The sequence below is a fragment of the Dactylosporangium maewongense genome (genome assembly GCF_039531485.1).
GTDB lineage: Bacteria > Actinomycetota > Actinomycetes > Mycobacteriales > Micromonosporaceae > Dactylosporangium > Dactylosporangium maewongense.
In genome coordinates this window covers 68,477-86,933 of sequence record NZ_BAAAQD010000040.1, presented here as the reverse complement: position 1 = coordinate 86,933, position 18,457 = coordinate 68,477, and the positions used below count along the sequence as shown (strand labels likewise).

At 71.4% G+C, this 18,457-nt stretch carries 15 protein-coding genes, 1 tRNA gene and 1 pseudogene; 8 read left to right on the top strand and 9 right to left on the bottom strand.

The features are described 5' to 3' along the window. Positions 1-770: 770 nt before the first annotated feature. From ABD332_RS53650 to ABD332_RS53640, 3 genes are all read right to left on the bottom strand, one after another. Positions 771-1,736 (bottom strand): DedA family protein, encoded by a 966-nt coding sequence (locus ABD332_RS53650; RefSeq protein ID WP_344513768.1) that lies wholly within the window; start codon positions 1,734-1,736, stop codon positions 771-773. Positions 1,737-1,906: 170 nt separating this feature from the next. Beyond that, entirely contained in the window at positions 1,907-2,089 is a 183-nt protein-coding gene (locus ABD332_RS53645) for a UBP-type zinc finger domain-containing protein (protein WP_344513766.1), read from the bottom strand. A gap of 71 nt (positions 2,090-2,160) precedes the next feature. Continuing rightward, positions 2,161-3,729 carry a Na+/H+ antiporter gene (locus tag ABD332_RS53640; protein ID WP_344513764.1) on the bottom strand — a complete coding sequence of 523 codons (1,569 nt, stop codon included), beginning with the start codon at positions 3,727-3,729 and terminating at the stop codon, positions 2,161-2,163. Positions 3,730-3,890: 161 nt separating this feature from the next. Between ABD332_RS53640 and ABD332_RS53635 the strand changes: the two genes are divergently transcribed. Genes ABD332_RS53635 through ABD332_RS53625 form a run of 3 tightly spaced genes read left to right on the top strand, consistent with a single transcriptional unit; the run spans position 3,891 to position 7,173 of the window. Beyond that, positions 3,891-5,105, top strand: a complete 1,215-nt coding sequence (locus ABD332_RS53635) for a PP2C family protein-serine/threonine phosphatase (protein ID WP_344513762.1) — start codon at positions 3,891-3,893, stop codon at positions 5,103-5,105. Further along, on the top strand, positions 5,102-6,724 hold the full coding sequence (locus ABD332_RS53630) for a sensor histidine kinase (RefSeq protein WP_344513760.1): 1,623 nt from the start codon (positions 5,102-5,104) through the stop codon (positions 6,722-6,724). The genes ABD332_RS53635 and ABD332_RS53630 overlap by 4 nt, the downstream gene beginning before the upstream one ends. Next, entirely contained in the window at positions 6,721-7,173 is a 453-nt protein-coding gene (locus ABD332_RS53625) for a response regulator (protein WP_203847877.1), read from the top strand. Before ABD332_RS53630 ends, ABD332_RS53625 begins: the two co-directional genes overlap by 4 nt. 402 nt (positions 7,174-7,575) lie before the next feature. On the opposite strand, the gene ABD332_RS53620 is transcribed toward ABD332_RS53625, so the two are convergent. The 5 genes and pseudogenes from ABD332_RS53620 to ABD332_RS53600 all read right to left on the bottom strand — a co-directional run bounded on the left by ABD332_RS53620 (position 7,576) and on the right by ABD332_RS53600 (position 13,933). Continuing rightward, complete coding sequence (locus tag ABD332_RS53620) at positions 7,576-8,937, bottom strand: dipeptidase (RefSeq protein ID WP_344513756.1); 1,362 nt, start codon at positions 8,935-8,937, stop codon at positions 7,576-7,578. A gap of 9 nt (positions 8,938-8,946) precedes the next feature. Continuing rightward, positions 8,947-10,011, bottom strand: coding sequence for a M48 family metallopeptidase (locus tag ABD332_RS53615; RefSeq protein WP_344513754.1), 1,065 nt, complete (start codon positions 10,009-10,011; stop codon positions 8,947-8,949). A gap of 75 nt (positions 10,012-10,086) precedes the next feature. Next, positions 10,087-10,707, bottom strand: coding sequence for a uridine kinase family protein (locus ABD332_RS53610; RefSeq protein ID WP_344513752.1), 621 nt, complete (start codon positions 10,705-10,707; stop codon positions 10,087-10,089). A 110-nt stretch (positions 10,708-10,817) separates the two neighbouring features. Next, positions 10,818-12,467: pseudogene (locus ABD332_RS53605) on the bottom strand (cobyric acid synthase); the annotation flags it as partial. Between the two features lie 470 nt (positions 12,468-12,937). After that, positions 12,938-13,933: a cobalamin biosynthesis protein gene (locus ABD332_RS53600; RefSeq protein WP_344513750.1), complete on the bottom strand. Its 996-nt coding sequence runs from the start codon at positions 13,931-13,933 to the stop codon at positions 12,938-12,940. A gap of 119 nt (positions 13,934-14,052) precedes the next feature. On the opposite strand from ABD332_RS53600, the gene ABD332_RS53595 reads away from it, so the two are divergent. The 3 genes from ABD332_RS53595 (at position 14,053) to ABD332_RS53585 (ending at position 16,410) form a co-directional block, all read left to right on the top strand. Next, on the top strand, positions 14,053-14,592 hold the full coding sequence (locus ABD332_RS53595; protein WP_344513748.1) for a DUF1444 domain-containing protein: 540 nt from the start codon (positions 14,053-14,055) through the stop codon (positions 14,590-14,592). A gap of 152 nt (positions 14,593-14,744) precedes the next feature. Next, positions 14,745-15,548 (top strand): single-stranded DNA-binding protein, encoded by an 804-nt coding sequence (ssb, locus tag ABD332_RS53590; RefSeq protein WP_344513746.1) that lies wholly within the window; start codon positions 14,745-14,747, stop codon positions 15,546-15,548. Between the two features lie 786 nt (positions 15,549-16,334). Further along, positions 16,335-16,410 (top strand) — tRNA-Arg (locus ABD332_RS53585). Between the two features lie 94 nt (positions 16,411-16,504). Here the strand turns inward: ABD332_RS53585 and ABD332_RS53580 are convergent. Further along, entirely contained in the window at positions 16,505-16,705 is a 201-nt protein-coding gene (locus ABD332_RS53580; RefSeq protein WP_344513744.1) for a hypothetical protein, read from the bottom strand. Positions 16,706-16,857: 152 nt separating this feature from the next. Between ABD332_RS53580 and ABD332_RS53575 the strand changes: the two genes are divergently transcribed. Next, the gene (locus ABD332_RS53575; RefSeq protein ID WP_344513742.1) at positions 16,858-17,913 is read left to right on the top strand and encodes an NAD(P)H-dependent flavin oxidoreductase; all 1,056 of its coding nucleotides are present in this window, start codon (positions 16,858-16,860) and stop codon (positions 17,911-17,913) included. 65 nt (positions 17,914-17,978) lie between these two features. Beyond that, positions 17,979-18,422, top strand: coding sequence for a hypothetical protein (locus tag ABD332_RS53570; protein WP_344513740.1), 444 nt, complete (start codon positions 17,979-17,981; stop codon positions 18,420-18,422). Positions 18,423-18,457 lie beyond the last annotated feature (35 nt).

Sequence of the window (18,457 nt, the reverse complement as noted above, 5' to 3'; positions counted from 1 at the left end):
AACCGGCGCCGCAACTCCGCGGCCTCAGCCCGCACCACCGCCAACTCAGCCCGCAACGCCTCGATCGTCGCCGCCTGCTCAGCAATCACCACAGCCTACGCAGCCACCAACGCCGCCAGATCGACAGGCATCACAGGCTCCGACACCCCGCGATCGTCCTACAACCAGCCATCACCATCGATCAGACACGCCGACCACCTGAATAGTTACCCACCACGCGACTTCGATCACGCCGGCCATGGCCACGATCGACCCGCAAAAGCCGGCGAACTCGCACACGCGCCCCAGCAGTCAGGTGGCGGCCGCGGGTCTCGCGTGGTCCTGCGCCGCTGGTTGCACGACCAGCACGGATCGCGTCGACCGCTGACGCCGCCCCTCTCGATCGAAGTCGTGTGGTGGTCGTCCGGGTGACCGGGATTGTCCTTTGATCATGGTGATGGCTGGTTTCGGCTGAAGGATCCGCCTGCGGGTCGGCTGACGTTGCGTTGCTGTCCGCGTGCGGGTTCACCGATCCGTCTGGTCACAGGACAGGCCGGCGCGGAGGTGGGTTCTTCCGTCCGGTTGTGGGCCGGGCGCCAGGTGGGTGGGCACCGTCCGTGCAGTGGTCGCGGTGATGTTCCCCGGCCGCCGTCCTCGCATGGTCCAGCGCCGTCGTTGGCGCTCACAACCCATCCACATCACACCGACCGCCGGCGGCGCGCTCGTCGTCGTTGGTTCACGAGCAGGGTGGCGCGCGCCTCACCGCGGCCGAGCCCATCCGCTCGGGGTGGTCAGCTGGCGTTCTGTAAACCGTTGACCTGGACCACGACCGACTCGGCGGCGGCGACGGCCTCGGCGGCGACCAGGACCTCGATGGCGGCCAAGGGCTCGGCGGCGGCGAGGGTCTCGACGGCCGAGCGGCGGCAGCGGCGGCGTACAGGCTGAGGGGCGGCAGCGACGACAGGCATGCCGCCGGCGGCGCGGACGGCGCGTCCGACGAAGCCGACCTTCGCGGCCAGGGCCGCGCCCCGGAAGGAGCGGCGAGGCCTGATAACGCCCGCGGCCGAGGGCTGCGGGTCCGCGTCGGCCGAATTGGCGGCAGGAGTCCCCGCCACCGCGAAACCGGAGGAAGCGAGCGCGAGCGCCGGGGCCGGCGCGGAGCGGCGGCGGAGGCGGCCGATGAAGCTGAGCAGCGGGGCGCCGGCGAGGAAAAGCAGGGCGGCGGCGGCCACCAGGACCAGCGGGAGCCAGGACGAGTCCGCGATCGCCTCGCCTCCGAAGTGGCCGAGGAGCGCGCCGTAGGTGGCCCAGAGGGTGGCGGCCAGAACGTCGTACGAGGCGAAACGGCGGGTCGACACGCCGTTGCGGCCCGCGTAGATGGCGGTGATCATGCGGCCGGCGGGGACGAAGCGGCACAGGAGGACGGCCAGGAAGATGTGCTTGCGCATGGCTTCGTTGAGGCGAAGGGTGATCGCCCTGGGCTTGCGCCGGGTCAGGCGGTCAGGGGTGCCGGCGTCGCGGCGGGCCAGGCGGCGGCCGAGCAGGAACGCCAGGAGGTCGCCGGAGACCGCGCCGACGGCACCCGCGGCGACGAGCAGCAGCAGCTGGACGTGGCCGGTGGTGGACAGGATGCCGCCGCCGATCATCAGGGCCTGGGCCGGGACGACCGGGACGAACGCGTCGACGGTGAGAAGGACGAGAATCGTTGCGTACAGGACACCGGGAGCTGCCACCAGGTCCATGACCGCGTCTACCATGTCCCGCTCACCATGGTCCGCCCCCTACCCCGTCGTCAGTCGACCATTCCCCGTTGACCATGGCAACACGAATGCACCCCGTTCCATGCCCAACTGGTGATGATTGTGTCCGGCGTCTCCTTAGAAACCGCTGAGAAACGCATACTCGCAGGTAGGAAGGGCGGGAAAAGCTAGCCGATGGTCTCGTCCAGGTAACACCAGCGCCAGTACTCGCCGGGCTCGATCGAGCGCATGACGGGGTGATGGGTGGTGAGGAAGTGCTGCGTGGCGTGCCGGCGCGGGGAGGAGTCGCAGCACGCGACGTGCCCACAGGTGAGGCACTGGCGCAGGTGGACCCAGTCGGTGAAGCCCATCTCGATACATTCCGGACATCCCTCGACCTCCGGAATGTCCAGCTTCTCCGCGGCTTCAATGTGCGGGCAGGTCACAGATCTCCTCGCTCCAGCAGTGACTCTTCCAGGTCCATGTCGCGCTGCGCCTGGCGCAGCGTCTCCTCGGGGATCTTGCCGGTGTCGCGGGCGCGCCGGAAGACCTCGCGTTCGGCGTTCAGCATCTCGCGCCGCAGGCGAGCGTACGCGGCCGACGGCGTTTCCCGGTCGGATCGGCCGAGACGCTCCCAGGCCAGGTTGGAGCGGCTGAGCGCGACCTGCCGCAGCCGTTCGACGACCCCGTCGGGCGCGTCGTCGGCGACCTCCTCCAGGCGGGCCTTGCCGGCCCGGCTCGCCTCGTGCTGCACCGACGCCTCGGCGAGCGCGTCCTCCTTCTCGTCGTCGCCGGGGACCTTCAGCCAGCGGGCCACGGTCGGCAGCGTCGCGCCCTGCAGCACCAGCGTCGCCACGATCACCCCGAAGGCCAGGATCACGAAGAGTCCGCGCGGATAGGCGCCGGCCTGCTGCGGCGACGGCAGCGAGAGCGCCGCGGCGAGGGTCACCGCGCCCCGCATGCCGGCCCAGGAGATGACGGCGGGCGCCGCGAACGTCGGCGACGGGTCACGGCGGCGGACCCGTGGGATCAGCCGGGCGAGGTACACGGTCGGGAACAGCCACACGATCCGGGCGACGATCACGACCCCGACGACGGCGGCGAGGCAGCCGAACGTGAACCAGAACGACCGCTCGACCTGCTCGATGAGCGCGCGCAGCTGCAGGCCGACGAGGAGGAATACCGCCCCTTCGAGGAGGAACTTCACCATCCGCCAGAAAGCGTCCATCTGCAGCCGGGAGGCGGCGGACATGAGTGTCGGCATCCTGTGCCCGAGGGCGAGACCGGTGACGACGACCGCGACGACGCCGGAGGCGTGGATGCTCTCCGCCGGCAGGAACACCACCCACGGCGTGAGCAGCGAGATCGCGTTGTCGATGAGCGGGTTCTCGACCTTCTTGTGCACGTACCCGAGGACGATGCCGCCGACGATGCCGATGCCGACACCCCCGAGCACGGCGAGCGACGCCGTCTGGGTGATCGACCAGGTGTCGACCGCCTCGCCGACCGCGGCGGCGACCGCCACCCGCAGCGTGACGAGGGCGGTCGCGTCGTTGATGAGGCTCTCGCCCTCCAGCACGGTGACGATCCGCCGCGGCAGGCCGATGCGGCGGGCGACGGCGGTGGCCGCGACCGCGTCGGGCGGCGCGACGACCGCACCGAGCGCGAAACACATGGCCAGGGGCACCTGCGGCAGGAGCGCGTGGAGCGTGAAGCCGACGGCCGCGGCGGTGAACAGGACCAGTCCGACGGCGAGCAGCAGGATCGGCCGGAGATTGAAGCGGAACGCGGGAACCGAGGTCTCCAGCGCCGCGACGTACAAGATGGGCGGCAGGATCCCGAGCAGCACCATCTCCGGGTCCAGCTCGATCTCCAGCACACCGGGAATGAAGGAGATACCGATCCCGACCAGCACCAGCAGGATGGGTGACAGCACACCGATCCGCCGGGCCACCACGGAGGTGGCGACGACGACGGCGATCAGTCCGACGATGTTCTCGAGCCCGTGCACGCGGGAAGCCTATCCACCGGTAGGACGCAATGGATGTGTGGTGACGGCGGCCACTCCGGCTGAGACACTGCACCCGCACATGCACGAAGTCGTCAGGTAGGGAAGGATCGTCCCCATGTGTGCCGCGCGACAACTACCGCACCCACCGGGAGGGTGTGCGCATGCCTGACGTCGGCACGACGGCCGACCTGCGCAACCGGCGCCTCGGCCTGCACACGGGCGAACGCATCCGGGTGCTGCTCGTCGAGGACGATCCCGGTGACGCGTTCCTGGTCCAGGAGCTGCTCGCGGAGGCCGACGCGCCGTTCGACGTCAGGGTCGCACAGACGATGCGGGAGGCCCGGCCGCTGCTGCGCGAGGTGCACTGCGTGCTGCTCGACCTCGGGCTGCCCGACGCGAGCGGCCTGGACGGGCTGCGGCAGGTGCTGCACGACGCCGGCCGGGTCGCGGTGTGCGTGCTCACCGGCCTGGAGGACGAGCACCTGGGCACTGCGGCGGTCGCCGAGGGCGCACAGGACTATCTCGTCAAGGGCGCCGTCGACGGTACCGGTCTGTCGCGGGCCGTCCGTTACGCCGTCGAACGCAAGCGGGCCGACGAGCAGGCCCGGCTGCTGCGCGAATCGGAGCTGCGGCAGGCGGAGTCGGCCCGGCTCGAGCGCGGCCTGCTGCCCAAACCGATCATGGCGGGTGTACAGGCGGACCTGTGGTCCATCTACCGGCCCGGCCGCGACCGGGGCCTGCTCGGCGGCGACTTCTTCGACGCGATCGGCGTCGACGGCACCCACCTGCACCTGCTCATCGGCGACGTCTGCGGGCACGGCGTCGACGAGGCGCCGCTCGGGGTGGCGCTGCGCGTCGCCTGGCGGGCGCTGGTCCTCGCCGGCGTACCGGAGGACCACATCCTGGACTCTCTGGAGCAGGTGCTGGTGAGCGAGCGGCGCACCGACGAGCTGTTCGCCACGGTCGCGGTCGCCACCGTCAACCTCGCCGAGGGCACCGCCCGGATCCGGCTCGCCGGCCACCCGCCCCCGATCCTGATCGCCGGCGACCGGGTCGAGCCGTGTGCCGTTCGGCCAGGGCTCGTGCTGGGCGTGATGCCCGGCGTTCCCCGCCCGGCCACCGAGGTGCGCCTGGGCGAACCCGGCTGGCAGCTCCTGCTGTACACCGACGGCCTCATCGAAGGCAGCGCCGGCCCGGACGCGTCCGGCGGCGAACGCCTCGGCATCGAAGGGATCGTCGACGTGCTGAAGGACCCCGGCCGCGCGCTCCCCCGCGACCTGCCGGCCTGGCTCGCGGCGCAGGCCGAGGGCCACAACGGCGGGCCGCTGTCCGACGACATCGCCGTCCTGCTGCTGGATCCGAGGAGTTCGCGTTGAACCCGACCAGATGGTCGCTCTGGCGCCGGATCATCGCGCTCTGCGCGGTCGTCGCGGGCCTGCTCGGGCTCATCGCCGTCAGCGCCACCGTCACCGCGGCCGCCAACCGGGCGGACACGACGAAGGTGATGGACCGGCTCACGCCCGCGCTCGTCAACACCGAGCAGCTGAACTCGCAGCTGCTGCGCCAGCAGACGAGCGCCCGCACGTTCCTGCTGACCGGCAGGGAGAGTGACCTCGACACGTACAAGGCCGCGCAGCAGTCCGAGACGGAGATCCTCGCCGATACCGAGCGACTCCTCGCCGACGAGCCCGCCCTGCTCAGCACCGTCCACGACGTCGCGGCGGCGACCTCACGGTTCCGACGCGAAATCACCGAGCCGCTGATCGCGCAGACCCGCACGGACGGCCCAAGCGCCGAACGCGCGACGCCGACCGCCGCCTCACGGGCCGTCTACACCGCGGCCTCCAGCGAGATCGACGCGTTGCGCAGCGGACTGAGCACCCGGCGCGACACCGTCGCCGCCGAGGTCCGGTCCTCCGGCAACGTGCTGATCGTGCTGCTCGCCTTCGCCGGGATCGTGATCATCTTCGCGGGCGTCGCGCTGGCGCTGCTCCTGCGGCGGCTGGTGACCCGGCCCGTGACCGAGCTCGCCGCCGAAGTGCGCATCGTCGCGGGCGGCAACTACGACCACGCGATCACCGGCGGCGGCCCCCCGGAGCTGGCCGCGCTCGCCTCCGACGTCGACACGATGCGCCGGCGGATCAACACCGAGCTGCAGGACGTCGTCGAGGCACGCCGGCTGGTCGAGGAGGCCAACCGGATGCTCGAGCAGCAGGCCGCCGAGCTGACGAGGTCCAACCGCGACCTCGAGCAGTTCGCCTACGTCGCCTCCCACGACCTGCAGGAGCCCCTCCGGAAGGTCGCCTCCTTCTGCCAGCTTTTGCAGCGTCGGTACGCGAGGCAGCTGGACGAACGGGCGGACCAGTACATCGCCTTCGCTGTCGACGGCGCCCAGCGCATGCAACGGCTGATCAACGACCTGCTCGCCTTCTCCCGCATCGGCCGGCTCACCAGTGGCTTCGCCGACATCGACCTCAACAAGGTCGTCGTCGACTCCGCCGAGCAGTTCGAGTCGCAGCGCGAGTCGACCAGCGCGGAGATCACCTTCGTCGACCTGCCCGTCGTACGAGGGGAGGAACCGCTGCTCGGAGCCCTCTTCAGCAACCTCATCGGCAACGCGCTGAAGTTCCGCCACCCCGACCGCACCCCGCACATCCTCATCGACTGCCAGCAGGTCGGCGAGGAGTACGAGTTCAGCGTCGAGGACAACGGCATCGGCATCGAGCCCGAGTTCGCCGACAAGGTCTTCGTCATCTTCCAGCGCCTGCACGCGAAGGACGCCTACCCCGGGACCGGCATCGGCCTGGCGATCGCGAAGAAAATCGTCGAATACCACGGCGGCAGGATCTGGATCGACCCGTCGCAGACCGAAGGTACGCTGTTCCGGTTCACGCTGCCTGTACCTGTATCTGATCCCGCCGCTGCGCTTTCGTCTTCGTCTTCGGTTGCGTCTTCGTCTGCGTCGTCGTCTTCGCTTGAGGAGTCCGTTCAATGACCGCACCCAGGGAGTCGTCCCTGCCGATCGAGGTGCTCCTGGTTGAGGACGACCCGGGCGACGTGCTGATGACGCAGGAGGCGTTCGAGGAGCACAAGGTCCGCAACAAGCTCAACGTCGTCCAGGACGGCGAGGAGGCCCTGGCCTACCTGCGGCGCGAAGGCCCGCACGCGGACGCCCCCCGGCCCGACCTCATCCTGCTGGACCTCAACCTGCCCCGCGTCGACGGCCGCCAGGTCCTGCAGGCCATCAAGGAGGACCCGGACCTGCGCCGCATTCCCGTCGTCGTCCTGACCACCTCCCAGGCCGACGAGGACATCCTGCGCAGCTACTCCCTGCACGCGAACGCCTACGTGACGAAGCCGGTCGACTTCGACAGCTTCATCGCCGTCGTCCGCCAGATCGACGAGTTCTTCGTCAGCGTCGTGAAGCTGCCCCCGCGCGGCTGACCTTCCCCGCCTTCTGACACTCCCGGCCGCGGCCCGCTGACCCCTCAGCACCGCGGCCTTGTCGTCTGACGTTCGGGCGCGGTGATCGGGGTGTGGCGTTCCGTCAGCGCCGCGGCCCGGATTCGACTTCAACTCGGGTCACAGCCTGACCGCTCCCGGATCGCCGCGTCCTGCCCGCGTCGTGTCCCGAACCGACCCGTCACGGCCCAGCCTGACCCGTCGCGGCCTGACCCGTCGCGGCCTGACCCATCGCGGCCTGACCCATCGCGGCCCGACCCGACCCGACCCGTCCCACCTCGGCGCGGCCTGCCCTTCGTGGCCTGGTGGTTCGTCCTCGCTGGGCGGGCGGGCTGATGTTCCGGCCCGGCTCAGTGGCCGGGCCGGAACGCTCCGGGGTTTGCGTCAGGCGGTGTCGGCGACCTTGGCCACCTTCGCCAGCAGCAGGGCCTCGGCGACGCAGACCCGCTCGAACTCGCCCAGGTGCAGGCTCTCGTTGGGCCCGTGCGCCTTGGTGCTCGGGTCCTCGACGCCCGTGACCAGGATCGCTGCCTTGGGGAACATCTCCTGGAACGTCGCGATGAACGGGATCGACCCGCCCACGCCCATGTCGACCGGGCTCACGCCGTCCCACGCCTCGGTGAACGCCTGGCGGGCAGCCTCGTACACCGGCCCGGTCGCGTCGATCACGCACGGCTCACCGAGCTGCTCGAGCGTCACCGTGACCTTCGCGCCCCAGGGAACGTGCCGCTCCAGGTGGGCGACCATCGTGTCGTACACCCGCTGCGCCGAGTCACCGGGTGCGATCCGCACGCTGAACTTGGCCTTCGCGACCGGGATCAACGCGTTGGGTGCGCCTTCGGTGGCCGGCGCGTCGATGCCGAGGATCGAGATCGACGGCCGCGTCCACAGGCGCTCGACCAGCCGCCCGCTGCCGATGAACTGAACCCCGTCGATCATGCCGGCCTCCTCGCGGAACCGGTCCTCGGGGTAGTCCAGCGGCGCCGACTGCGTGCTGACCAGGCCTTCCACCGCGACGTCACCCGCGTCGTCGTGCAGCGTCGAGATCAACCGGGACAGGGTGATCAACGCGTCGGGCACGGCACCGCCGAACATGCCGCTGTGCACGGCCTGCTCGAGGACCCGCACCTCGAAGAACCCGTTGACGATGCCCCGCAGCCCGGTCGTCAGCGCCGGCTGGCCGACGTCCCAGTTGCCCGAGTCCGCGATCACGATCACGTCCGAGGCGATCTCGTCGCGGTGCTCGCGCAGCAGGTCCTCCAGCGACTCGGAGCCGAACTCCTCCTCGCCCTCGATGAACAGCACCACGCCGACCGGCAGGTCGTCTCCGAACGCGCGCAGCGCCGCGATGTGCGCCATGACGCCGGCCTTGTCGTCAGCGGTGCCGCGCCCGTACAGGCGGCCGTCGCGCTCCTCGGGCTCGAACGGGTCGCTCAGCCACTGCGAGCGGTCGCCGACCGGTTGGACGTCGTGGTGCGCATACAGCAGCACCGTCGGCGCTCCGGGCGGCGCGGGCCTGCGACCCAGCACCGCCGGCTGCCCACCCTTCCGGACCAGCCGCACATCCGGAATCCCGGCGCCGCGCAGCAGCTCCGCCACCGCTTCGGCGGAACGCTCGACGTGGCTGTGGTCAAACCCCGTGAACGCGATGCCTGGGATGCGCACGAGCCGCTCCAGATCGGCGCGGACCCCGGGCATCTCCCGCCGGATCGCGGCGCGGAGCTCTTCTTCGGTGAGCACTGTCATACCCGGAACTTACTTCGCCGACTGGTCGTCTGTGCCGTTGGACCCGTTTCCGCGCATCCAGCCGCGCATCTTGCCCGCGCCGGCGCCGACCCAGTCGCCGACCTCCGACGCCCCGTCGCCGAGCTTGCGCAGCAGCGACACCAGCGGATCCTGCGACCGTGAGAACGCCTCCCGGTACGACGCGGCCGCCGCCTTGATCTCCTCGCTGACCGAAGCGTCCCCGTCGTCGGCGCGACGCGGATACTCGCCGCCGAGGATGCGCTGGTACTCCCCGCGGTCGATCCACGCCCGGACCTCGGCGGCCCGCGCCACCGGCATCGGGTGCGACCGCGCCGTCACCATCCGGATCTTGATCAGGCTGTCCCGCAGGTCACCGGCCCGCTCGAACTCAGCGGCCTGCTCCAGGAACGCGGTCGTGTCGACCTCGGACAGGTCACCGCCGCCGGCCAGCTTCATCGACAGCCGCAGCGACGCCGCCGGGTCCTGGCACGCGAGCAGCCCGGCCCGGTCCGCGGACAGCTCGGCCTTGCGCCACCACTCCATGAGCGCGGCCACGATCGCCCGCAGCACCATCGACCCGACCGGCAGCCACGCGAGCCGCACCGCCCAGTCCGTCAGGATCAGCACCATCGTGCGGTACACCGCGTGCCCGCTCACCAGGTGCCCCAGCTCGTGCCCGAGCAGGCAGCGCAGCTCCTCGTCGTCGAGCAGCTCCAGACAGCCCCGGTTGATCACGATAAACGGCTTCGACATGCCGATGCACATGCCGTTGATCGAGCGGTCGCTGTGCACGTACAGCTCGGGCAGGTCCGCGACGTCGAGCGACGCGGCGGCCTCCGCCATCAGCCGGTGCACCCGCGGGAACTGCCGGTGGTCGACGCGGATCGCGTTGCCGAGGAACTCCAGGCGCCACGCCCGCTCGTTCCACAGGGCGTGCAGCGACTTCAGCGCGTCGTCGAACCCGCGCAACTCCCGCAGCGCCACCAGGGCACCCCTGTCCGCCGGGTGCTCCCACGCCCGGGAACTGATCCCGGTCAGCACCACCCGCCGGCGTTGCACGTCGTTCGTGGTCATTCGCTCCGCCTCCCCGTCGCATCCGGATCGTGTCCGGCCGCCTCCCGGATCGTCCCGCACCTGCGCAACACCCGTCTACCCGCCCGCGAGGATGAAGTACTCATTCTGCGGGTCGTGCTCCTCGCCCGGCGCCCCGTCTACGTGCACGTCGACCGTGCGCGGCGCCGCGCCCTCACCGAAGAACCGGTCCTCTTCGGCCATCCACCGCTCCCACTGCGGCCGTAACGCCTCGCCGTCGCGGATCAGCCCCCGCTCCAGCCGCAGCGCCCGCGGCGCGTGGACACACACGGCGAACGTCAGGTCCTGCACCCCCGCGCTGCCGACCCCCTCGACGACCAGCACGTCTGGCCGCCGCAACGGCTCCCATTCGTCGCGCAGCCGCTCCCGCACCCAGTCATACCGCCGGTACCGCGCGTCCTCACCCGCCTTGAACGGCGCGAACACCCACCGCTCCAGCCTCGGCCGCCACGCCTCCAGCTCCGCCCACCCGTCCAGGAAGTCGTCGGTGTGCAACTCGGCGACGTCCACACCGGCGTGCCGCAACGCCCGCGCCAGCCGTCCCGCGAACGTGGTCTTCCCCGACCCCGCCCGCCCGTCGACCGCCACCAGCCGCACATCACCCAGGCGCGCCTCCCGTCCGAGGACCTCCTTCGCCAGCGCGCTGTACGTCCCGATGCCCCCGCCCCCGGCGCTCATGACACCCCCCGATCCACCGTGACGCTCCCGCCGCCCGCATCACCTGGCGACCCCGGAAGGTCGCCGGCCACCACCGGCGCCGGCACAGGCTCGTCGTGAGGCGCGCTCAGGACGCTTTCCGCCCCATCGTCCGGCGATCCCGGAACGCTGCCGGACAGCACCGCCCCGGACTCCGCACGAGGCGCACTTGGAGCAGGTCCCGCCGCACCGCCCGGTGTCCCGGCGACGCCGGCAGGCACCGCTGGCGCCGATGTGGGCTCGGCGCCAGGCGCGCTCGGGGCGGATGCTCTCAGCGCTGGGACGACGGTCGGCAGGCCGCTGGGTGCGCCACCCTCGATCAGCCGCCACAGCGCCGTCGTGTCGAGGTGCTCCTCGACCAGGTCGCCCAGCACATCGACGGTCCGCTCCCGCAGCGCCGCGAACGACGTGTCCGGCGCGACCTGGAACCCGTGCCGGCCGGCCAGGCGCGCGGCCTCGGTCAGGAACGCCCGCCGGAACTCGTCGGTCTCGAACGCCCCGTGCCAGTGCGTGCCGAACACGTTGCCGGACACGGCGCCCTCACCCGTGCCGTCGGCCAGGCGGATCAACGGCGTAAGGCCTTCCGCCGCCCGGCTCACCACGCCGTGGTGGATCTCGTACCCCCGCACCGGCTGCGACCCGAGCCCGGTGCCGGTCACGCGTCCGAGGGTCTTGCGGTCCGCGAACGTGACCTCCACCGGCAGCAGCCCCAGCCCCGGCACCGCGCCGCGGCGGCTCTCCACGTCGTCGAAGATCCGCTCGGACAACATCTGGAACCCGCCGCAGATCCCGAGAACCGGCCGGCCGGACGCCGCGTGGGCCAGCACCGCGTCCGCCAGACCCCGCTCCCGCAGCCAGTGCAGGTCGTCCACAGTGGACTTGGTGCCCGGCAGCACGACCAGGTCCACGTCGGCGAGGTCGGCGGGCTCGACCGTGAGCCGCACCTGCACCCCCGGCTCCGCGGCGAACGCCTCGGCATCGGTGGCGTTGGACACCCGCGGCAGGCGGACCACGGCGACCCGCAGCCACTGTCCGCCACGCGGCGGCGCGGGCCGGCCGAGGACCCGCCCGTCGTACGCCAGCGAGTCCTCGCCGTCGAGCCACAGCTCCGTGGACCAGGGCACCACCCCGAGCGTCGGCCGGCCGGTCAGCTCCGTGAGCGAGTCGACGCCCGGCCGGAGCAGCCCCGAGTCCCCGCGGAACTTGTTAATCACGAAGCCCGAGATCAGCGCCTGGTCCTCGGCGTCGAGGAGAGCGAGCGTGCCGTACAGCGCGGCGAACACCCCTCCCCTGTCGATGTCGCCGACCACGATGACGGGCAGGTCCGCCGCCCTGGCGAGGCCCATGTTGGCCAGGTCGCCGGCCCTCAGGTTGATCTCGGCGGGACTCCCGGCGCCCTCACAGATCACCACCTCGTGCTTGGCCCGCAGCTCGCGCAGCGTCTCCAGCACCGTGCCGCGCAGCCGGTCCTTGATCTCGTGGTAGTTACGGGCGCCGATATACCCCGTCGCCTGCCCGAGCACGACGACCTGGCTCTGCCGGTCGGAGCCCGGCTTGAGCAGCACCGGGTTGAACCTGACGCTGGGCTCCAACCCGCACGCATACGCCTGCAGAGCCTGCGCCCGGCCGATCTCACCGCCGTCCACCGCGATCGCCGAGTTGTTCGACATGTTCTGCGCCTTGAACGGAGCGACGTCCACGCCCCGCCTGCGCAACCAGCGGCAGATCCCCGCGGTGAGCATGCTCTTGCCCGCGTCGGACGTCGTGCCGGCAACCAGCAGCCCGCTCACGCCATCACCTCCGCTCCGAGCCGTCGCCGCGGGCCAGGCACTGCACCCCCGGCTCGCAGCCCTCCACTCCGCCCCGGACCACTCACGCCGCCACCTCCGCCACGCTCCGCCGCCACCGTGAACCAAGCGCTGCACCCACCGCTCGCCGCCCTCCACTCCGCCCCGAACCGCTCACGCCGGCATCTCCCGCCACGCTCCGCCGCCACCGTGAACCAAGCGCTGCACCCACCGCTCGCCGCCCTCCACTCCGCCCCGAACCGCTCACGCCGGCATCTCCCGCCACGCTCCGCCGCCACCGTGAACCAAGCGCTGCACCCACCGCTCGCCGCCCTCCACTCCGCCCCGAGCCACTCACGCCGGCGTCTCCCGCCACGCTCCGCCGCCACCGCGAGCCGAGCACAGCAGCCTCCGCTCCCGACCGTTCACGCCGCGCCCTCGCCCCGCAGCCCGACACCGGTCGGCTTGGCGCGGCGGCGAGCGGCGCCCGCCCGGAGCGCGCACGCGAGGCCTAAAGCGGCCGCGCCGACGACGACGGACAAGGTCGCGGCCCGGCGGACGTCACGCGGGGCGGGTGGCCCGCCGTCGCCGAGGTGCGGCCTGTGCTCGACCCGGGACCCGTACACGTTGCGGCCTCCGAGCCGAATCCCCAGCGCGCCGGCGGCGGCCGCCTCGCACTGCCCCGAATTCGGGCTCGGATGCCGACCTCCGTCGCGCAGCCACACCCGCAGCGCCTCGCCGGGCCGCCCTCCGACGGCCGGCGCGGCGGCGACCGTCAGCGCCGCCGTCACCCTCGACGGCACCAGGTTGGCGAGGTCGTCGAGGCGCGCCGAGGCGGTGCCGAACCTCGCATACCGAGCCGAGCGGTGACCGACCATCGCATCCAACGTGTTGACCGCCCGATACCCGACGATGCCCGGCAGCCCCGCGACCGCGCCCCAGAACAGCGGGCCGACGACGGCGTCCGACGTGTTCTCCGCGACGGACTCCACCGTCGCCCGGGCCAGCTCTGGCGCACCGAGCGCGGACGGATCCCTCCCGCAGAGATTCGGCAGCTGCGCCCGCGCGGAATCCAGGTCGCCGCCGTCGAGCCGGTCGGCCATCACCCGTCCCTCCCGCGCGAGGCTCGTGCCGCCCAGCGCGGCCCAGGTCGCACCGGCCACAACCAGAGTGCGGGCGATCGGCCTTCGCCTGGTCAACCAGGCCGTCGCCGCGGCCACCAGTACAGGCGCACCCACGGCGACCAGAGTGAATCGCGCTCCCGCGGCCCGGTCGTCGGCATAGGTGCGCCGCTCGACCGCCCCTGCGAACCGCCCGAACCCCGCGACAGGGTGCCACCTGCGCGGATCGCCGAACACAGCATCCAGCACACCGCCCAGCAACATCCCGATCGCGTCGGCGTGGAGTCTTCGAATCGCCATGCTCGGGACACTACCGACCCCCACCGACAATTTTTCATGGCGGCCGTCGGGGCACTAGCAAGCAAATGGTGCGAAAACAAGAGCTTGTCTCACATCCGTCAGCGTCCTACTTTGCATGCGTGCAGCCCATGCTCCTCCCCGTTCTCGCGCCGCTTCGCGACATCCGTCGCGAAGATGTGTACGCGCCCGTGGTCGACGAGTTCATGGGTGGCCTCGGGGTCGGCTACAGCTACGGACCGCCGTTCGGGCAACGCCTCGTCACCTGGGCCGAGCTGCAGCGCATGGAGATGCCCCGCCGGATGCTGCGCCGCCAGGCTGCGCACAACCTCGACCAACGGCTCGGCGCCGCTCAGGTCCACGGCCAGCCGCCCGCGCTGATGCTCCAGTTCGACGGGGTCGCCTCGACGTTGCTGCTCGCCGAGCCGTTCTGGGCAGGCCTGGAGCGTGCCGTGCCCGGTGAGCTCGTGGTCGGCGTGCCTGCGCGCGACGTCGTGATCGTGACCGGCTCCCAGTCCCCGCCCGGCCTCGCGAAGGTCCGGCGCGCGATCGACAGGGTCTTCTTCGCCGGCGACCCGCACCTGCTGTCGCGCAAGTTGCTGGTGCGCCGCCGCGGGGTCTGGGAAGTGTTCACCTCTAACCTCGCCCATGCGGCTTTCTGAGGTGTACGACCAGCGCGTAGCAGATCATCAGCGCTGACGCGAGCCTGTCCACAAGCGGTCGGTTATCCACAGATCCGGCGTCGGCCGCGAGCGGGGCAGGACCGATCTGACCGATGCTCCTCCCGAGTCCTTAACACGGGAGGGAGACGGACATGAACGAGACGACGATGACCATCGTCGGCAACGTGCTCAACGAGCCTGACTGCCGTCGGCTGGAAGAGAGCAAGGCGCTGGTCGCGTCCTTCAAGGTCGCCGCCACGTCACGGCGCTACGACCGCAGCGAGGGGCAGTGGGTCGACGGCAACCAGCTCCGGCTGCGCGTCACCTGCTGGCGCAACCTCGCGGAGAACGTGATCCGCAGCGTCCACGTCGGCGACCCGGTGATCATCACCGGCAAGCTGTCGAGCCGCAACTGGGAGACCGAGGACCACGCCAAGCGGGTGGCGTACGAGCTGGAGGCCACCTCCATCGGCCACGACCTGGCCCGTGGCCGGGCGAAGTTCGCCCGGGTCAAGGCCAACACGGCGACCAGCTCGATCGACGACGAGCTGTCGGACGCCCACATCGCGGGCCAGCCGAGCACACCGGTGGTGGCGATCAACGCGCTGCCGCGACAGCGCGACTACGACGCCGAGCTCGGCGGCTTCGTCACGACCATGGTGGAGCCGGCGGACGCCGACCGGGATCCGTTCGCGGAGGACGTCCTGACCGAGCTCGACAACGCGATCAACGCCGCGTTCGACGGCGCGGCGTTCGCCGCGATGGAGGGCTTCACCGCGCCGGACGACGCGGCGGAGCTCACGACCGACGCCGACACCGCGGAGGTCCCGGCGGTCTCCGACTCGGAGGACGAGGGGTCCCCCACCGGCGACGACGAGAGTTCGACGGACGCGCCCGAGGAGTCGAGCGGCGGCCGGCGCCGGCGCAACCGGGGCAAGGTGCCGGTTCCCGCCTGACGGGTCGGTGGGTCGCGGCACCGAGGCATCCGGCGTCACGACCCACCGCCGGCACCGCCGTGAACAGCCACGCGGACCGGTCAGGAGCGCGCTGCGTAGGCGGACGCGGCAAGCGACCTGGCCGGTGCGCACCGCCATGGGCCGACGCGGCGGGGAACTGGCCGGTGGGGACCGGCCGGTGAGGACCGGCCGGTGAGGACCGGCCGGTGAGGACCGCCGCGCGGGTCGACCCAGCAAGCGACTGGCCGGGGCGCGCTGCCGTGCGCCGACGCGGCAAGGGACTGGCGGGTGGGGACCGTCGCCCAGGTAGGCGACCGGCTGGTGGGACCTGCGGGTGGGCAGACCCGACAAGGGACTGGTCGTGCGCGCCGCCTTGACCAGCCTGAGCACGATGCTGAGCGCGGGAAGCAAGACCAGGCACGGCTCGGGCGAGACCAGGCCAAGCACGGGCGAGACCAGGCACGGCTCGGACGAGACCCGACCTGGGACACGGTGAAGGGAGCGTCCTGGGCACCGTGCGGCGCTGGCCCGCCTACGGTGGGGTGCGGGGTTGGTGCGCGCGAATGCGTTGGCTGGAGTGGTTGCGGGTAATGGGGCTGTGGGGTGGACCGTTCGGGAGGGGTCCGAACGACCCGAAGCGTGACTTTGTCGCCACCCGTAGCGAAACGAGTGGCGCGACAAGGGAACCCGCTTGTGCCGGGAGGCGAGGAATGTTGTCCTGAGAACGTCGATTTGGCTCCCCACAAGCGAATCCTCCGCCGTAGGCGGTAGCCTGTCCGACGACATGCGCTCGTAGCTCAGCGGATAGAGCAGGGGACTTCTAATCCCAAGGTCGTAGGTTCGATCCCTACCGGGCGCACCACTTCGGCGCTGGTCAGGCGCCTGTTCGGTCGCTGTACACCGAAGAGGCGCCTGCGGGTGCGCCTTCCAGACAGCCAGCCAGAGTTAGGTGCCGGCTAAGGGGTTGGGGGGCGGTCGACGACGGCGGCGCCGTTGTCCAGCATCCGCTGCTTCACCTCGCGGTAGAGGTCGTCGTCCTCGATGATCACTGTCCCGCGGGCTTGTACGTCGAAGATGGCGTGGCCGCTGGGCACTCGCAGCAGGACATAGCGGTCGTCGTGTGATTCCCAGAGGGCCCGGTACGCGTCGATCGTCATGGGGTGAAGTTTCGCTCCTGGGCCCGCGCGGTACGGGGGCGGCGCCCAGCGTGTCGAGGCCGGGTGTCGGGTGGGTGACGTCTGCACGGAATGCGATGTGGGCTGCGCGGGAGGCAACACCGGTGGGGTGCGGGTGGGGCACGGTTCGGGGTATGGGACTCAGGACCAGGTTCACGGAGGCGTTCGGGCTCACGACGCCGATCGCGCAGGCGGGGATGGCGTTCGTGGGAATGACGCCGGAGTTGCCGGTGGCGGTCAGCAACGCGGGGGCGCTCGGGTCGCTCGGGGTGGGGTTGATGCCGGCGGCGGCGTTGGCGCAGACGGTGGCGGCGATACAGGCGAAGACGGATCGGCCGTTCAACGTCAACTTCATCACGGTGTTCACGGAGCAGGCGCAGATCGACGCGGTGTGTGAGGCCGGGGTGGCGGTGGTGTCGTTTCACTGGGGGCATCCGCCGCGGAGGTGGATCGAGCAGCTGCACGGGGCGGGTGTGCGGGTGTTCGAGCAGCTCAGCTCGGTTGACGCGGCGAAGCGGGCGGTTGACGACGGGGTGGACGTGGTCGTCGCGCAGGGGCAGGAGGCGGGCGGGCACAACGCGGCGACGTTGCCGGTGTTCGCGCTGGTGCCGCTGGTCGTGGACGCGGTGGCGCCGGCGTTGGTGCTGGCGTCGGGTGGGATCGCGGACGGGCGGGGCGTGGCGGCGGCGCTGATGCTGGGGGCGGACGGGGCGTGGGTCGGCACGCGGTTCGTGGCCAGCGGCGAGTCGGGGGCGCACGACGGGTACAAGAGCCGGTTGCTGAGCTCGGACGCCACGGAGACGGTGAGCACGTCGATGTTCGGGCCGGACATGCCGGACTTCAACCCGATGCGGGTGCTGCGGAACCGGGTCGTGCGCGAGTGGCTGGACGCGCCGCCGGCGGAGGCGGACGACGCGCCGCTGCCGGTGATCGGGGAGACGGTGCTGGGTGGGGAGACGGTGACGATGCACCGGTTCTCCAACCTGGTGCCGATGCGCGGGCTGACCACTGGTGATCTCGAGGAGATGCCGCTGCTCGCCGGGCAGGGTGTCGGGCTGGTCACCGAGCTGCGGCCGGCGGCGGAGATCATCGAGGCGATGACGGCCGACGCGGTGGCGATGCTCGGGCGGTACGGAGGCCGCCACGAAGGCGGACACAAAGGCGGACACGAACGCGGACACGGGGGTTAGCCGCAGCACGAAGACGGTGGTCAGGGGGTGTGTGAGGCGGGGAGCAGCGGCGGACAGTGAAGGGCATGATTCTTCTGGACTCCAGCCGGCCACCCGTCGCGGTGCGCGCGGCGACCGGGTTGTGGATCGGCGCCGTCGCGCTCGGCGCGGTGGAGACGGTGATCGTCGTGGGGGCCGGCCAGGCCGGCGAGAATCCCCTGTTCGGGGTGCTGTTCCGGTGCGTGGTGTACGCGGCGGCGGTGCTGACCGCGCTGCGGATGCGGGCGGGGCGGCGGTGGGCCCGGATCGCCCTCGCCGTCGTGCTGGGCATCGTCGGCACGTTGTCGCTGGTCATCGAGCCGATCTCGTGGCTGGCCGACGGCAACTCGCTGAGCGCGGCGACCGCCGACGCGGACCTGACCTGGTGGGCGATCGCGGCGGCCAGGACATTGCACGTGGCCGCGGTCTGGGCGGCCGTGCCGCTGATGTTCACCGGGTCGGCGAACCAATACTTCAGAAAGCACCGGTGACGCTGTCGGAAGGGCGTCGCAACCATGTCGGCGGT